The organism is Caballeronia sp. LZ035 (assembly GCF_031451175.1).
Lineage (GTDB): Bacteria > Pseudomonadota > Gammaproteobacteria > Burkholderiales > Burkholderiaceae > Caballeronia.
On record NZ_JARUXS010000004.1, the window covers coordinates 1,420,122 to 1,435,772 of the forward strand.

General features: G+C 63.3%; 18 protein-coding genes. 8 read left to right on the forward strand and 10 right to left on the reverse strand.

The genetic code is table 11. The annotated features are described in order from the left end of the window. The first annotated feature begins 99 nt into the window (after positions 1-99). Positions 100-315: a YXWGXW repeat-containing protein gene (locus QCE88_RS36935; RefSeq protein WP_309910570.1), complete on the forward strand. Its 216-nt coding sequence runs from the start codon at positions 100-102 to the stop codon at positions 313-315. A 32-nt stretch (positions 316-347) separates the two neighbouring features. On the opposite strand, the gene QCE88_RS36940 is transcribed toward QCE88_RS36935, so the two are convergent. Next, positions 348-1,130, reverse strand: a complete 783-nt coding sequence (locus QCE88_RS36940) for an IclR family transcriptional regulator (protein WP_309910571.1) — start codon at positions 1,128-1,130, stop codon at positions 348-350. A gap of 58 nt (positions 1,131-1,188) precedes the next feature. Next, the gene (locus QCE88_RS36945; RefSeq protein WP_309910572.1) at positions 1,189-1,695 is read right to left on the reverse strand and encodes a cupin domain-containing protein; all 507 of its coding nucleotides are present in this window, start codon (positions 1,693-1,695) and stop codon (positions 1,189-1,191) included. A 145-nt stretch (positions 1,696-1,840) separates the two neighbouring features. Between QCE88_RS36945 and QCE88_RS36950 the strand changes: the two genes are divergently transcribed. Further along, on the forward strand, positions 1,841-2,572 hold the full coding sequence (locus QCE88_RS36950; RefSeq protein WP_309910573.1) for an ABC transporter substrate-binding protein: 732 nt from the start codon (positions 1,841-1,843) through the stop codon (positions 2,570-2,572). 23 nt (positions 2,573-2,595) lie between these two features. Next, the gene (locus tag QCE88_RS36955) at positions 2,596-3,057 is read left to right on the forward strand and encodes a GNAT family N-acetyltransferase (RefSeq protein ID WP_309910575.1); all 462 of its coding nucleotides are present in this window, start codon (positions 2,596-2,598) and stop codon (positions 3,055-3,057) included. Between the two features lie 420 nt (positions 3,058-3,477). Here the strand turns inward: QCE88_RS36955 and QCE88_RS36960 are convergent, their stop codons facing one another. Next, a complete protein-coding gene (locus QCE88_RS36960) occupies positions 3,478-4,167 on the reverse strand; it encodes a DJ-1/PfpI family protein (RefSeq protein ID WP_309910576.1) in 690 nt (229 codons plus the stop codon). 131 nt (positions 4,168-4,298) lie between these two features. On the opposite strand from QCE88_RS36960, the gene QCE88_RS36965 reads away from it, so the two are divergent. Beyond that, the gene (locus tag QCE88_RS36965; protein WP_309910577.1) at positions 4,299-5,297 is read left to right on the forward strand and encodes a GlxA family transcriptional regulator; all 999 of its coding nucleotides are present in this window, start codon (positions 4,299-4,301) and stop codon (positions 5,295-5,297) included. Between the two features lie 171 nt (positions 5,298-5,468). Beyond that, the gene (locus tag QCE88_RS36970) at positions 5,469-8,390 is read left to right on the forward strand and encodes an EAL domain-containing protein (RefSeq protein WP_309910578.1); all 2,922 of its coding nucleotides are present in this window, start codon (positions 5,469-5,471) and stop codon (positions 8,388-8,390) included. Here the strand turns inward: QCE88_RS36970 and QCE88_RS36975 are convergent. Beyond that, positions 8,387-8,623, reverse strand: coding sequence for a hypothetical protein (locus QCE88_RS36975; protein ID WP_309910579.1), 237 nt, complete (start codon positions 8,621-8,623; stop codon positions 8,387-8,389). The two genes, QCE88_RS36970 and QCE88_RS36975, sit on opposite strands and share 4 nt — an antisense overlap. Before the next feature lie 121 nt (positions 8,624-8,744). Here QCE88_RS36975 and QCE88_RS36980 point away from each other — a divergent pair, with 121 nt between their 5' ends. From QCE88_RS36980 to pqqA, 3 genes are all read left to right on the forward strand, one after another. After that, positions 8,745-8,978, forward strand: a complete 234-nt coding sequence (locus tag QCE88_RS36980; RefSeq protein WP_309910581.1) for a DUF2795 domain-containing protein — start codon at positions 8,745-8,747, stop codon at positions 8,976-8,978. 81 nt (positions 8,979-9,059) lie between these two features. Next, positions 9,060-9,236, forward strand: a complete 177-nt coding sequence (locus tag QCE88_RS36985; protein WP_309910582.1) for a hypothetical protein — start codon at positions 9,060-9,062, stop codon at positions 9,234-9,236. Positions 9,237-9,406: 170 nt separating this feature from the next. Then, the gene (gene pqqA / locus QCE88_RS36990) at positions 9,407-9,481 is read left to right on the forward strand and encodes a pyrroloquinoline quinone precursor peptide PqqA (protein ID WP_008353049.1); all 75 of its coding nucleotides are present in this window, start codon (positions 9,407-9,409) and stop codon (positions 9,479-9,481) included. Positions 9,482-9,550: 69 nt separating this feature from the next. Here the strand turns inward: pqqA and QCE88_RS36995 are convergent, their stop codons facing one another. From QCE88_RS36995 to doeA, 6 genes are all read right to left on the reverse strand, one after another. Continuing rightward, positions 9,551-9,784: a hypothetical protein gene (locus QCE88_RS36995; protein WP_309910584.1), complete on the reverse strand. Its 234-nt coding sequence runs from the start codon at positions 9,782-9,784 to the stop codon at positions 9,551-9,553. Between the two features lie 81 nt (positions 9,785-9,865). Beyond that, the gene (locus QCE88_RS37000) at positions 9,866-11,257 is read right to left on the reverse strand and encodes an aspartate aminotransferase family protein (RefSeq protein ID WP_309910585.1); all 1,392 of its coding nucleotides are present in this window, start codon (positions 11,255-11,257) and stop codon (positions 9,866-9,868) included. 38 nt (positions 11,258-11,295) lie between these two features. Further along, on the reverse strand, positions 11,296-12,774 hold the full coding sequence (locus tag QCE88_RS37005; RefSeq protein ID WP_309910586.1) for an NAD-dependent succinate-semialdehyde dehydrogenase: 1,479 nt from the start codon (positions 12,772-12,774) through the stop codon (positions 11,296-11,298). 154 nt (positions 12,775-12,928) lie between these two features. Continuing rightward, the gene (locus tag QCE88_RS37010; protein WP_309910587.1) at positions 12,929-13,411 is read right to left on the reverse strand and encodes an Lrp/AsnC family transcriptional regulator; all 483 of its coding nucleotides are present in this window, start codon (positions 13,409-13,411) and stop codon (positions 12,929-12,931) included. Beyond that, positions 13,408-14,427, reverse strand: a complete 1,020-nt coding sequence (doeB, locus tag QCE88_RS37015) for a N(2)-acetyl-L-2,4-diaminobutanoate deacetylase DoeB (RefSeq protein ID WP_309910588.1) — start codon at positions 14,425-14,427, stop codon at positions 13,408-13,410. Before doeB ends, QCE88_RS37010 begins: the two co-directional genes overlap by 4 nt. A gap of 3 nt (positions 14,428-14,430) precedes the next feature. Then, a complete protein-coding gene (gene doeA, locus QCE88_RS37020; protein WP_309910589.1) occupies positions 14,431-15,648 on the reverse strand; it encodes an ectoine hydrolase DoeA in 1,218 nt (405 codons plus the stop codon). Positions 15,649-15,651: the final 3 nt, after the last annotated feature.

A 15,651-nucleotide genomic window follows, 5' to 3' on the forward strand; every position in this document is an offset into this window, starting at 1 on the left:
ATTTACACCCTCGCGCGACGGGTTTGCCCATGCCGAACGTTCAACAGGAACGCCGGCCGAACGATGGCCGGGTCCGTTGCATGAACCAAGGGAGAAAAAATGAAGACGAAAGCTTCGCTATTGCTGGCCGGTGCGATTGCGTCGGGTGTGTTGCTCTCGGGCTGCGTGGTCGAACCCGCGCGGCCGCCCGAGCCCGCGCCGGTGGCCGAAGTGATGCCGCCGCCGCCTGCACAGGGCTATCGCTGGATAAAGGGGCATTACCGCTGGGAAGGCAACCACTGGGCGTGGGTGCAAGGGCACTGGCGTCCGGTCTGACGCGTGTTGCGCTTGCTTGCGCCTGGTCGCATTCAGGCGGCGACGAAGCCCAGCATCTTCGAGACGCGTTGCGCACAGTCGCGCAGCGCGCGAGCGATGTCGCCGTCCCACGCGCCGTCGAACGAGCCGCTCGGCCCGATCGCCGTGATCGCGAGCACGATATGACGGGCGTGATCGAACACCGGCGCGCTCATGGCGCTGATGCCGGCAACCGGTTCGTCGAGGGCCCGCGCGATGCCGCGTTCGCGCACTTCGGCGAGCATCGCGTCGATTTGCCCGCGCGTGTAGTCGCGCCGCTGCGCGCCGATCTGCAAGGCCCCGGCACGCTCGATGGCCACCAGCGCATCCACCGTCGAGGGCGGCAACCAGGCGGCGAACACGCGGCCGGTTGCGGTCTGCAATAAGGACATCACGGTGCCGGTGCGCATGGTCACGTGGATCGGCACGCTGGCCTGCTGGATGTGGACGATGGTCGGTCCATAGCTGCCGGCGCTGGCGAGCGCAACCGTATGTTCGACGGGCGGACGCATGTTCGCCACTTCGGCGATCGCGACGCGCACCGGATCCACGCGCTGCAGGCTGATGAGTCCCATCTGCAACGCGAACGGCCCCAGCTCATAGCGGCCGGTGGCGGGATCCTGCTGGATCAGGCCGAGCTTGCCGTAGGACACGAGATACGGATGTGCCTTCGCCGAAGACATGCCCGCCTTCTTCGCGAGATCGCCCAGCAGCATGGGGCCGCCATGATCCACCAGCGCACGCAATAGCGCGCCGCCTACTTCAATCGATTGAATCCCGCGGCGCACTCCGCTCATGCCGGCCCTCGTTCACATAGTCGAGATGCGCGCGATGATAACCGCAGGCGCCGGAGCGTCAATTCGGTCCAAGGCGTGCGATCAGTTCGCGGTGGTGCGGGTAGCGGGCTTGCAGCGCGCCGGCCTCGGCCAGTTCGAACTCGCTGAATTCGAAACCCGGTGCAACGGTGCAGCCGACGAGCGCCGCGCCGTCCGAGTCGCGGCACTCGGCCGCGAACCAGTCGCCGGCTGCGACCACGGCCTGGAACGCCGCGTCCGGATGCAGCACCGCGTTGCCGAGACGATGGGTGGTCAGCACACCGTGTGCATCGAGCACGTGGACATCGACGGGATCGCCTGCATAGAAATGCCAGACCTCGTCGGAACGAATGCGATGCCACGCGGAATGCGCGCCATCGCAGAGCAGGAAGTAGATCGCGGTGGACGCCGAGCGCGGCTGTGTCTCGCGTTCGCGCGTCACGTTGCCGGCCGCGCGATAGGTCTCGCGGAAATAGCCGCCTTCAGGATGGGGGGCGAGTTGAAGACGCCGAATCCATTCACGCGGGTCGATGCGTTCATGCTGCATGGGGTTCCTTTGTCCTTGCGTTTTGCGTTTTGCGTTTTGCGTTTTGCAACCGGGGGCGTGGTTCGCGTATTCTGCATGCAAACGACCGTCTCGTTCGAGTCGTCTCTTTCTTCACGCTCTTCACTTCTCTTCAGCTGACGCCACCATGACCTTGTCCTCATCGCTGCTGAACGCTCTCGCCCCGACCGGCACACTGCGCGCGTCGATCAATCTCGGCAATCCGATCCTCGCGCATCGCACGGAAGGTAGCGAGCCTGGCGGCGTGTCCGTCGATATCGCGCGCGAACTCGCATCGCGCCTCGGCGTGCCCGCTTCGTTCACGTCGTTCGACCGGGCGGCAGAGTCCGTCGAGGCCGTCACGAACGAAGCAACCGACGTCGGCTTCTTCGCGATCGATCCGCTGCGCGGCGCGGGCATTGCGTTCACGGCCGCCTATGTGTTGATCGAAGGCTGCTATCTGGTGCGCGAGGACTCGCCGATTACGCGCAATGAAGAGGTGGACCGCGAAGGCAACCGGATCCTGGTCGGCAAGGCCAGTGCCTACGACCTGTTCCTCACGCGCGAGATCAAGCATGCGCAGTTGGTTCGCACAGCGTTGTCGCAAACCGTGGTCGAGGAGTTCCTGCGCGATGATCTCGAAGTCGCGGCGGGCGTCAAGCAGCAACTGCAAGCCGATGCCGCCCGCCACCCGGGCGTGCGTTTGCTGGACGGCCGCTTCATGGTGATCCAGCAGGCGATGGGCCTGCCGAAGAACCGCGGCGACGAAGCTGCGGCCTATCTGCGTGGATTCGTGGAGGAGATCAAGCGCTCGGGATTCGTCGCCGCCGCGCTGGAACGGCACGGCATCAAGGGCGCGTCAGTGGCGCCGGCCGCCTGAACGCGGGCCTGTGCGAGCCGCTCATGCAACAGGGAAATCAAGGCGATCAGGGCAAGATCACGCTCGCCGTGACCGACTGGATCGACGCCACGTTCGAGGAGGATGTCTCGGGCGGCCTTGCGGCATTCAATCGCACACAGCTCGGACCAAGCCGGCAACGCGATCTCGCGGTGTCGGTGTATCGCGGCGACGATTTCATCGGCGGACTCGCGGGCTACACCGCGTGGGACTGGCTCTTCGTGAAATGGCTGTGGATACGCGAAGACGCACGGGGCCTGGGGTGGGGGACGCGCGCGCTCGAAGCCGCTGAAAGCGAGGCACGGAAACGCGGCTGCCGTGCCGCCTGGCTCGACACGATCAATCCCGCCGCGCGCGCGTTATACGCACGCTGCGGTTACGAGCCATTTGGCGAGATCGGCGATTTTCATGCGGGGCAGCCACGGTACTTTCTGCAGAAGCGCTTTCAGGGCAAAAGCGGAGAGTGAGGGCGGCTGGATAGGCATTGTGGATGAGCACGGCATAGCCGCTCCTCCTTGTGCGAACGGCATTTTGCATTACGCATGCATAACGCAAACTGGCATTTTGCGTTTTAAATTGCGCGTGCCGAACGCCATCCGGTGCGTGGCGTTTGCTCAGTGCTGGGTGCTTGGCGTTCGGCGCTGGGCGTTCGCCGGTCCGTGGTCCGTGGTCCGTGGTACGTAGTCGGCGTTCGGCGTTCCGCGTTCGGCTTCCGGCGTTCGGCGTTCGGCGTTCGGCGTTCGGCGTTCGGCGTTCGGCGTTCGGCGTTCGGCACCAAGCATGCATGACTCCACCCGCCACTAAGCTCTTCGCATCACGCACGCATAACGCCAAACGGAATTTTGCGTTTTGCATTACGCACGCGTAACTCCATTTGGCATTCCGCGTTACGCATCCAATCCAAGCCGTTCAGCCACCCGCGCCACGATCGCACTCCGAGCCGCCAGCGACGGCGCAGAGCGTTCACGCACACGCTCCAACACTGAGGCGGGCGCGAGTGCGGGATCACCGGCGTCGAACGGCGGGGCCGGAGCGTACTCCAGTTGAAGCTGAATGGCCTGGGCCTCGCTCTCGCCGACCAGTTCGGCAACGAGCGTCAGCGCGAAATCGATACCCGCCGTAACACCGCCGCCCGTGAACAGATTGCCGTCGCGCACCACGCGCGCCTGCACCGGCACCGCGCCCAACTCCGACAGCAGCGCGTGATAAGCCCAGTGCGTCGTCGCGCGTTTGCCACGCAACAAGCCCGCCGCACCGAGCACGAGCGAGCCCGTGCAAACAGAGGTCACATAGCGCGCGTTCGCCGCCTGGGTCCGGATGAAAGCGAGCGTCGCGTCGTCTTCCATCAGGTCGCCGACGCCGGCGCCGCCCGGAATACAGATCACGTCGAGTGGTGGGCAGTCGTCGAAGGTCGTGTCGGGCGTCAGGATCATCCCTGCGCTCGACGTCACCGGCTCACGCGTCTTCGCGACGAGATGAACCCGGGCGTTCGTCATCTGCGCGAATACGTCGTATGGGCCGGTCATGTCGAGTTGCTGCACGCGCGGAAACAGCAGCAGGCCAATGTTCAGCGTCATTGTCATCTCCTTGGGATTGAGCCTTCGAGTATCGAATGAGTCGATGGTATGCTTCCTCAAACTGGCGGAAATGACATATTCCCCACTTTTCACGCCAGCCGTCACACGGCTTTTGGCATATTGAACTCAAAATGCATCATTCCGCGCCCTGCACAGTCGCAATCCTCGCGTTCCCCGATGTTCAGTTGCTCGACGTCGCTGGTCCGCTCCAGGTGTTCGCCACCGCGAACGATCTGGCCCGCGCAGCGGGTCTGCCGCCGCCTTACCTGCCACGCGTGGTCGCCCGGGAAGGCACCGTGAGTGCATCGGCCGGCCTCGGACTGGTTGCCTGCCCGCTTCCGCCAGCGGATCAACCCTGCGACACGCTGATCGTCGCGGGCGGCTGGGGCGTGCACGAGGCAGCGCGTGACGCCCAACTCGTCGAGTGGGTGCGAAGCCGCTCCGTGCATGCGCGTCGCACGGCTTCCGTGTGCACCGGCGCATTTCTGCTGGGCGCCGCCGGTCTGCTCGACGCGCGCCGCGCCGTCACGCACTGGACGCGCTGCGCGGAACTCGCCGCGCGCTTTCCTGCAGTGCATGTCGAAGCCGATCCGATCTTCATTCGTGATGGCGACATCTGGACCTCGGCAGGCATTACGGCTGGGATCGACCTGGCGCTTGCGCTGGTCGAGGAGGATCTCGGACGCGCAATGGCGCTCGACGTTGCGCGGCATCTGGTCGTGTTCCTCAAGCGCCCCGGCGGACAAGCGCAATTCAGCACCGCGCTGTCTCTCCAGCGCGCAGGCGAGCGCTTCGGCGAACTGCATGCCTGGATCGCCGAACATCTCGCCTCCGACCTAAGCGTGAGCGTGCTCGCGGAACGCGTGGGCATGAGCGAACGCACCTTCGTCCGCCACTACCGCGCCCAGACCGGCATGACGCCCGCGCGCGCCATCGAACGCATGCGGCTCGAAGCGGCGCGCCGCTTGCTTGGCGAGTCGCGCCTGTCCGTCAAGCGCGTCGCCGCGCGCTGCGGCTTCGGCTCGGAGGAGACCATGAGGCGTGGTTTTTTGCGTGCACTTGGCGTACCGCCGCAGACGTATCGGGACAGATTTACCGGCTCCGAGAGCATGCAGGCCGAGCATCCGTAACGGATTCCTCCGCCGTGGCTTTTTTTGCTTCGCCTACTCAAGCCTGTATGCTCGATGCCGTTAGCACTAAAAGTGCGTTTGCTTGATACGCGCGCCCTGAGCACGGCGCGCGGGCACATGTCGCTGAACGAGAACCGCCCGTCGCGGGCGGCAACAGGGCCTGGAGCGCCGATGACCGTGTTACCCGCGTACGACGTGCAGGAAGGTTGCGCGAGCGCCTTCGCCGCAGCCACCGCAACGGCAATGGAAAAAAACAACTTGGCAAGCGCCGCGCCGTCGATCGAATTCCTGCTGCGTCATTTCGCTGCGTCGGGTTGCCCGCAGCAATGGGCCTGGTATCGCGCGGGTGAGCAGTTGCATCTCGAGCGGCGCGGAGACACGCCTCTATCCGAAGGCCAATTCTGGCCGCACAGCATCGCCGAAGACCGTCTTGTCGAATGCTGCGCGACGCATGACTGGCATGCATGGCCCACGGGAAGGGGCGAAAGTGTGCTGGGTTGGCTGCTTGCCCCCGCTACACAACGTGATGACGCGCGCCTCGCCGAACTCGCACGCACGCTCGGCGAACGGGTCCAGGCCGACGTGCTCGCCCGCGCCCAACTCACTCAGCGCGTGCTCTATGACATCGCCAATCTGGCAAGCTCGGTATCCGAGCGCGCCGACTTCCTGCGCGGCGTGCATAAACGGCTCGCTACCCTGATCGACGCCGAGAACTTCTATCTCGCGCTGTATGACCGCAAGACCGGCAAGATCACGTATCCGTACTACGTCGATGTGATCGACACCGACGTGGTCGCCGCCGAGAACTACGACATCCTGAATCCGGCACGCCTTTCGATGACCGGGCAGGTGTTGACCAGCGCCCAGCCACTGTTCATCACCGCCGAGGACATCTGCACGGCGGAACGCGAAGGCCGCTTCTACTGCATCGGCGACCGTCCCGAGTTCTGGATGGGCGCGCCGCTCAAGAACGCTTCCGATGAAGTCTTCGGCATGCTGGCGATGCAGGTCTACGACGTCTCGCGCATCTATACCGCCGAAGACCGCGCGCTGTTCCTCGTGGTCGCGCGGCACGTTGCCATGGCGCTCGACCGGATCCTGCATCGCGCCGATCTCGAAGAGCAGGTCGCGCGACGCACCTCCGAACTCTCCAAGCTCAACGCCGCGTTGCGCCACGGCATCGCGGAGCGCGAGCGGTCCGAACACTTGCAGGCGGCGCTCTATCAGATCGCGGAACTGTCGAGCCGGCCGGGCGACACGATGGAGTTCTTTCGCAGCCTGCACGGCATCGTCGGCGAACTGCTCTATGCCCGCAACTTCTACATCGCCCTTTTCGAGACCGACACGGGTGAGGTGTCGTTTCCCTATTACGTCGATGAGATCGTGCAGGAACGCCCCGCTCCGCGACGCGGTCAGCGCGGCTTGACCGAATACGTGATCCGCGAGCGGCGCGCCCGCCTTATCGATCATCAGGAAGCGCGGCGACTCATCGAAGAAGGTGCATTCGAGATCGAGCATAGCGAAGTGCGCCTGCGCTCGTGGCTCGGCATTCCACTCTTCGACGGCGACGTCGTGCGCGGCGTGCTGGCCGTGCAAAGCTATTCGCCGCTCGTGCGTTATTCGCTGCGCGATCAGGAACTGCTCACGTTCGTCTCGCGCCACATCGACACCGCGCTCTCGCGCCGGCGCGACGCCGAAGCGCTGCACGCCGCCAATCTCGAACTGGAAGCACGCGTGCAGGCACGCACGCGCGAGCTCGACGATGTCAACGCGCGTCTGCTCTACGAGAACTCGCACGATTCACTGACCGGCCTGCCGAACCGTAGCCATCTGATGCACAAGCTGCGTTTTGCATGGACGGAGTATCAGAGCCACGCCAATGACCTCTCGGTGATGTTTATCGACCTGGACCGCTTCAAGGTCGTGAACGACAGCCTGGGCCATCACTTCGGCGACATGTTGCTGGTGCAGGCCGCGGCCCGTCTGCGCGATTGCCTGCGCCCCGGCGATCTGCTGGCGCGGCTGGGCGGCGACGAGTTCGCCGTGCTCTCGCCCGATGCGCCGGTGCGCGAGGCCGTCGCGATTGCAAAGCGCATTCTCGCCGCCTTCGACCTGCCGTTTCACATCGAAGAGCATGTGGTGTTCTCGTCGTGCAGCATCGGCATCGTGAGCGCGGATGGCGAATTCCACACCGAGCCCGCCGACCTTCTGCGCGACGCCGATACCGCGATGTACCGCGTCAAGAACGCGGGCCGCGACAGCTTCGTGGTGTTCAATCAGGAACTGCGCCGGCAGGTATCGGATCAGGTGGAACGTGAAGGCGCGCTGCGCAACGCGATCAAGCGCGATGACGAACTACTGCCTTATTTCCAGCCTATCGTCGATGTGAAGAGTGGTGAGGTGGTCGCGCTCGAAGCATTGATCCGCTGGCAGCAACCGGACGGCCGTATCGTGGCGCCGGGGGAATTTCTGCCATCGGTGGAGGGCCTGAGGCTGATCGGACGGCTCGATCTCTACATGCTCGAACGCGTCGCGGCAATTCTCTCGCACGCAAGTTTCGCGCACTGGCCGCCCGTGCATGTGAACTGTTCCAGCTACAGCATGACGCGGCCGGAATTTGCCGACGACGTCCTCGCACTGCTGCGGCGCTATCGCGTGTCGCCGTCGCGCGTGTGCCTCGAACTGACAGAAGGTGCACTCGTCGCCGAACCGGATCTCGCACGACGCACGATGCAGCGGCTTGCGGACAACGGCATGTCCGTTGTGCTCGATGACTTCGGCGCGGGTTTCTCGTCGCTGAGCTATGTCCACCAGTATCAGTTCACCGGCCTCAAGATCGACAAGTCGTTCATTCTTGAACTGACCGAAAGTCCGCGCAGTCGCGCAATCGTTCGGGCAATCGTGCGCATGGCGGAATCGCTCGATCTGACGCTCGTCGCCGAAGGCGTGGAAGACGCGGCAACACTCGCTGTGCTGCGCGACATGGGCGCAGCGCAGGCGCAAGGCTACTTCTTCGACAAACCCATGCCTCTTCAGGCGCTCACGCGCGCATCGCTCGCGCCGCGTTCAACGACCGTCAGCGCCACGTTTTAAGGCATGCCGCCGAGCGACGGCGAAATGATGCTGCCCGGTTCCCCCTGCGGTTCGCCGCTTGCCTCATGCGCCACGCGTGTCCTCGCGGGCGCATGATTCATCGCGCACGTTTCGACTGAATCGTTCACGAGGCACTGCTGGAAGGCGTCGGCTCTGATCTTTGCGTCGAACGAATAAACAGTGTTCTCTACCTTTACCTCGGTGTCCGAGAGGCGCTCTGCTGTGATGGTCATGTTGTCGATTCCTTATCACGGTTGATTTCCTTCTCCGGCAAGCATCAAGCGCTCCTGCGCAACGCGCCTGACGGGAACGGCCGTTGCTGCATCGAAGGGGTGATGAACAAGGAGGCAAACCATGGCACAGCATCCGGCACATGCGCAGAATCATCGACATCCCGATGAACCGCGCCCCGACGAAATCGAGCGCGCATTGAAGGGCGCAGCTTATCCACTCGGCAAGGAGAAGCTGCTGACGCTCGCGAAAAACAATGGAGCCGACGGCGAAGTCATGGCCGTTCTCAACCGGATGATCGATCGCAACTTCGACAGCGCAGATGCCGTATTGCGAGAAGCCATGCGCGTCGAATGATCTTTTCGGGCACCATGCAAAAGGTCGGCAGCAGCCTTTCAAGTCTGGGTTGCAGCACAGCCTTCCACTGAGGAAATCGTAATGGCAGAAACCAGGCAGCAGGACACGCCGCGCACACCGGGCGGCAATAATCTGAGCAATATTGACGAGCAAGACGTAGACAGGGTAATCCCGCAGCCCGGCGAAGCGCTCGAACACGATCCTGACAAAACAGGCATGACGCCTGACGATTCCGGAAATCGCCCTCGCCCCCTATAAAAAATTTAAATGGACGCTCGGGCAAATTCCAATCGTTTCACCATGGAAGTCGCGTTAGCATCAAGGGTGCGTCGATTTGGGGTGCGCGGCTATGCACGGCGCCAAGCAAGAGTGGAACCGCGCAATGGCCCTGGCGTCCGCCAGGCCAGTCCATTGCACAAGGAGGCTCTATGAAGTGGGAAACACCGAGTTTCACCGATATGCGCTTCGGCTTTGAAATCACGATGTACATCGCCACGCGTTGAGTCGAAACCCGAATGACAAAACGGCCACGAAAGTGGCCGTTTTGCTTTGATGCCGTCGGTATGACGGGATCATTTCTTTTCAATTGAATCCGTATGGCGGTCAGTCGGATTCGGCTTCGCAGCAGGCTCCGGATCCAGCCCGCCATGACCCGCAATCTCCGGCTGATCGCCGGATCCATAGGGCACCTCCGCCGTCTGATGCGGATGTTGATCCAGACGCCTGTTTTCCGGTTCGATCTCCGCCGCGTTCGGATGCGGTGCGGAATACGGCTGCTGATGCCGTTTGTCCTCGCTCTCGCCCATCTTCATTCTCCTTTCGAAAATGCATCGAGTGAAGAGCGAGCAACCCGCGTTCCCGTGCGTGCGAGATAGCCGCGACAAGCCTCAGATCACCTCGTTCGAAACAGCATCCACCGCCTGCTTCACGATGCCCACGATCTCGTCCACCTCTTCGCGCGTCGTCACGAGCGGCGGCGCAAAGCCGAGGATGTCGCCATGCGGCATCGCTCGTGCGATCACGCCACGCTCCAGCGCCGCAGCCGACACCTTCGGCCCCACCTTCAAACTTGCATCGAAGGGTTTGCGACCATCCTTGTCGGCCATGAACTCCAGTGCCGCCAGCATACCCGCGCCGCGCACTTCGCCAACCAGCGGATGTGCATCGAACGCTGCGTGCAGCTGCTGCTGAAGATATACGCCGACATTGGCGGCATTCTGCGTGAGGTTCTCGCGTTGCAGAATGTCCAGGTTGGCAATGGCGGCCGCAGCGCAGATCGGGTGTCCCGAATAGGTCCATCCATGACCCATCGGGCCGAATTCACGCGAACCCTTCTCGATCACGTCCCACACTTTCTCGCCGACGATTACGCCCGACAGCGGCGCATACGCGCTCGTCAATCCCTTCGCCACCGTGATCAGATCCGGCTTGATGCCGAAGTGTTGCGCCCCCATCTTCGAGCCCAGGCGACCGAAGCCGCACACCACTTCATCGGAGATCAACAGGATGTCGTGCTTGCGCAGCACGTTCTGAATGGCTTCCCAATAGCCTTGCGGCGGCGCGATGATGCCGCCCGTGCCCATCACGGGTTCCGCGATAAAGGCGGCAATGGTGTCCGCACCTTCCCTCGCAATCAGCTTCTCGAGTTCCTCGACGCAGTACGCCGTGAACTGCGCCTCGCTCATGCCGGCCGGCGCCTTGCGATACCAGTGCGGACAGACCGTGTGCTTCACCCGCTCGATGGGCAGGTCGAAGTTCTGATGAAAGCTCGCGAGGCCCGTCAGACTGCCCGTGACAATGCCGGAGCCGTGATAACCGCGCTCGCGCGAGATGATCTTCTTCTTGTTCGGACGCCCGAGCACATTGTTGTAGTACCAGACGATCTTGATCTGCGTTTCGTTGGCGTCCGATCCGGACATGCCGTAATACACCTTCTTCATGCCTTCGGGCGACCAGTCGATGATGCGCGACGACAGTTCGATGATCGCATCGGTCGAATGACCGACATAGGTGTGGTAGTACGCAAGCTTCTTCGCCTGTTCATAGATGGCCTCGGCCACCTCCGTGCGGCCATAACCGATGTTCACGCAATAGAGGCCCGCGAATGCATCGATATAGCTTTTCCCCTGATGATCCTCGATGCGAATGCCCTTCGCGCCCGTAACGATCTTGCCGGGCAGCGCGCCGCTTGCGTGATCGTGCGCGTGGGTGGACGGATGCATGAAATGAGCGCGGTCTTCCGCGAACAGCTGGTCAAGCGATGGATTCTGCTGGGTCATGGGCTTCTCCTTGATGCAGGGTTATCCGGGTGATGATTTCAGGCCGCGCTCGTCAGCGGCAGGCCAAGATTGCCGAGGCAAAAGTATTTCGTTTCGACGAAGGGCTCGAACCCTTCCGCACCGCCTTCGCGGCCGAGTCCCGATGACTTCATGCCGCCAAAGGGAATCGGCGCGCCGGTGAACTTCACGCCGTTGACCGAGACCATCGCGAAGTCGAGACGTCGCACGAGTTGGAAGATCGTGTCGATGCGCGTCGCGCAGACGTAGGCAGCGAGGCCGTACTCGGTATCGTTGGCGCGTGCGACAGCTTCGTCGAGCGTGTCGAACGGGGACACCGCCGAGATCGGCGCGAAGTTTTCTTCGTCGTAGATGCGCATGCCCGCTTGCGCATCCGCGACCACGGTCGGTTCATAGAACCAGCCGCCGAGCGCATGCTGCCGACCGCCTACCGTTACGCGCGCGCCCCGTGCTATCGCATCTTCAACGCGTGCCGCGGTGGAATCGAACGCGCCCTGATGCATCAACGGGCCGACGTCGACATCCGCTTCGAATGCGCTCCCCACTTTGAGCAACCGCACCGCCGCCGAGTAGCGTTCGATGAACGCCTCATAAAGCGGCCGTGCCACGAGGATGCGGTTCGCCGCGCAGCAATCCTGTCCGGAGGTCTGGAACTTCGCGCCAACCGCGACGCGCACGGCCTGTTCCAGGTCGGCGTCTTCCGTCACGATGAACGGCGCGTTGCCGCCCAGTTCGAGCGCGAGCTTCTTGATACCGGATGCAGCCGCCGCCTTGGCCACCAACGCGCCGACACGCGTCGAACCGGTAAAGCTGACGGTCCGCACGCGCGTATCGCCGACGAGCGTTTCCATGGCCATCTGCGGTTCGCCGATAACCACGTTGAACACGCCAGGTGGAAAGCCCGCTTCTTCCGCGAGTTGCGCCAGTGCGATCGCGGAAAAAGGCGTTTCGTGCGCGGGTTTCACCACCACCGTGCAACCCGCCGCGAGCGCGGCGGCCGCCTTGCGCGTGATCATCGCGGCCGGGAAATTCCACGGCGTGATGAGCGCGGCGACGCCAACCGGCTCCATCACCGTGCCGAGATGCGCGCCGTCGATATGCGTCGGAATCGTGCGGCCTGCAAGCCGCTTCGCTTCATTCGCGAACCATTCGATAAAACTCGCCGCATAAGCGATCTCGCCCTTTGCTTCCGCCAGCGGCTTGCCCTGTTCGAGTGAAAGGATGCCCGCGAGATCCGGCAGATGACGCACGATGAGTTCGTGCCAGCGCAGCAAGAGCGCGCTGCGTTTCTGTTGCGGCATCCAGCGCCACGACTGGAAGGCGCGATCGGCGGCATCGACTGCGCCGGTGATCTGCGCCCGGTCGAGCATCGGCACATGACCGATGACCTTTTGATCCGCGGGATTGCTCACCGCAACCGATGCGGCGCTGTCGCTGTGCACCCAGCGGCCGTCGATATAGCAAAGCGATTTGAAGAGAACGGGATGACCGAGCAGCATGTTGTCTCCTTGCTCAAAGCGTGCATTCGTTGAAGTGATCCGATGCATTCACTGTAAGCCTCATCCACATCACGAATTTTTTGTTATGACGCGGCAGGCATGCGGTTTTTTCTGTTCATTGCAGCCGTTTCCTGAAGTTATCCGCGTGCGTCGGTCAAAGGATGTCGTCGGCCCAGTCCGGCGGACCTTCCGCGTTGTTCTTGACTACCTTGGTGACGATATACGTGAAGTACCTTTCGATGCCGAGTTCCTCGACGAGCAGCGAGTCGATGAAGCGCTGATAGTGATCGATGTCACGCGACACGACATGCAGCACATAGTCCACGCCGCCCCCGGTCGCATAGCACTGCACGATCTCCGGTGCGGCATTGACGCGCTCCTCGAAGCGCCGCATGTCCTGCGCCGTATGCCGCGACAGCGTCACTTCAACGACGATCCGGCTGCCCTTGAAAGCCGCGGCCCAATCGATGTCCGCGCGATAGCCACGCACGAGACCGCTCTCCTCGAGCTTCTTCACGCGTTCCCATGCGGGCGAGATCGACAGGCTGACCTCTTCCGCCAGGCGCGACTTGGTAATGCGGCCATCCCGCGCGAGGATGCGCAGGATGGCGAGGTCGTAGCGGTCGAGCTTGATCAAGTCAGACCCGCAGGAAGATTGCGCTCGATCACATCCGCAACCACCGCCACGGTGTCGCCGGTCTGCACGAGGCCCGGGAAGTGACGCGCCGCGAGCAGGCCGTCGCGCTTCGCCCGGTATTCGAACGGCGCCGCGCCGGTCCGCGCGATGTCATGCACGCGCGCGAGCACGTCACCCGCCTTCACCGGCTCGCCGAGATCGCGGCACATTTCAAGCAGGCCGCTGTGTTCGCTGGTCGTGTAGCAGGAGCCATCGGGCATGTCGAGCAGCGTCGTGGTGTCCGCCTGCGCCGGCGCTTTCTCGACGATGCCCGCATAAGCAAGAAAGCCATGCACGCCGCGCTCGGCGATAGCCACGCTCTTCGCCGTGGACGTCCCGCCGCCGCCCAGTTCAGTGGACACGAACACCTTGCCCGCATCCTCGGCGGCACTGTCATACAGGCCGATGCTGTCGAGTTCGAGCATGCGCATCGAGTAAGGCGCGCCGAACGCCCGCATCGCGGCTTCGCAACGCGCTTGCTGGGTTGCGTCGTTCAGCACGTGAATGGCCGCAAACGGCAGAAAGTCGAGCGTGCGTCCGCCTGCATGAATGTCGAGCACGAAATCGGCGAGCGGCAGCAGATGACGCTGGAAGTAATCCGCGACCTTCTCCGTCACCGTGCCGTCGGGCTTGCCGGGAAAACTGCGATTCAGGTTGCCCGCATCGACCGGTGACGTGCGCGTACCGGCGCGAAACGCCGGGTAGTTCATGAACGGCACGATGATCACGCGGCCGTTCACGTCCTGCGCGCGCAGCGTCGATGCAAGCTTCGCCAGCGCAATCGGACCTTCGTACTCGTCGCCGTGATTGCCGCCCGTGAGCAGTGCGGTGGGCCCGTCGCCGCGACGGATCACGGTGACGGGAATCATCACCGCGCCCCATGCGGAATCGTCGCGCGAATACGGCAGCTTGAGGAAGCCGTGCTGCACGCCGTCGGCGTCGAAATCGACGGTCGGGCTGATCGGTGACGCGCGCATCGGCTACTCCTTCACGAACAGTTTGCGAGGCGTGTTGCAGAAGGTCTCGACGCCGGTGTCCGTAATCAGGATGCTCTCCGTGATTTCGAGGCCCCAGTCGTCGAGCCACAGCCCCGGCATGAAGTGGAACGTCATGCCGGGTTCGAGGACGGTCTTGTCCCCGGGACGCAGGCTCATGGTGCGCTCGCCCCAGTCGGGCGGATAACTCGCGCCGATCGGATAGCCGCAGCGGCTGTCCTTCTCGATGCCGAAACGCTTCAACACCGCGAAGAACGCATTGGCGATGTCCTCGGTCCGATTGCCCGGCTTCGCCATGGCAAGGCCCGCTTCGATCCCTTCCACCACCGCCTTCTCGCCTTCGATGAAATGCTGCGGCGGGCGGCCCAGATACACCGTGCGCGAGAGCGGGCAGTGATAGCGCCTGAAGCAGCCGGCGATCTCGAAGAAGGTTCCGGCGTTCGCGGTGAACACTGAGTCGTCCCAGGTCAGATGCGGCGCCGCCGCGTCCGATCCGGTGGGCAGCAGCGGCACGATTGCCGGATAGTCGCCGCCATGTCCTTCGACACCCGTGATGCCCGCTTCATAAATCTGCGCGACGAGATCGCTCTTTTTCATGCCGGGCTCGACCGCATCGAGAATGCGCGCATGCATCTTCTCGACGATGCGCGCCGCCACCCGCATATATTCGATCTCGCGCGCCGACTTCACCGCGCGTTGCCAGTTGACGAGCGCGGTGGCATCGACGAAGCGTGCCTTCGGCAAGTGCTGCGTCAGCGACGCATAGGCCTTCGCGCTGAAGTAGTAGTTGTCCATCTCCACGCCGATGCGCTTGCCGTCCCAACCGCGCGCGGCGATGACTTCGGCGCACAGGTAGTCCATTGGATGGCGCACGGTCGATTGCACGTAGTGATCCGGATAGCCGACGATATTCTCGTGCGCCATGAACACCGTGCGCTTCGCGCCGTTCGCATCCTGGCCGCGCCCGTACCACACGGGTTCGCCGTCCATCGCCAGCAGCACACACTGATGCACGTAGAACGACCAGCCGTCGTAGCCGGTGAGCCAGCCCATGTTGGTTGGGTCGGTCACGATCAGCAGGTCGATACCGGCCTGCTCCATCGCGCGCCGCGTCTTCGCGATGCGCGCGTCATATTCGCTGCGCTCGAACGGCAGGCGTACCACGGGCGCCGTGCCTTGCTTCTCTTGCGTGATCTCGGACATCGT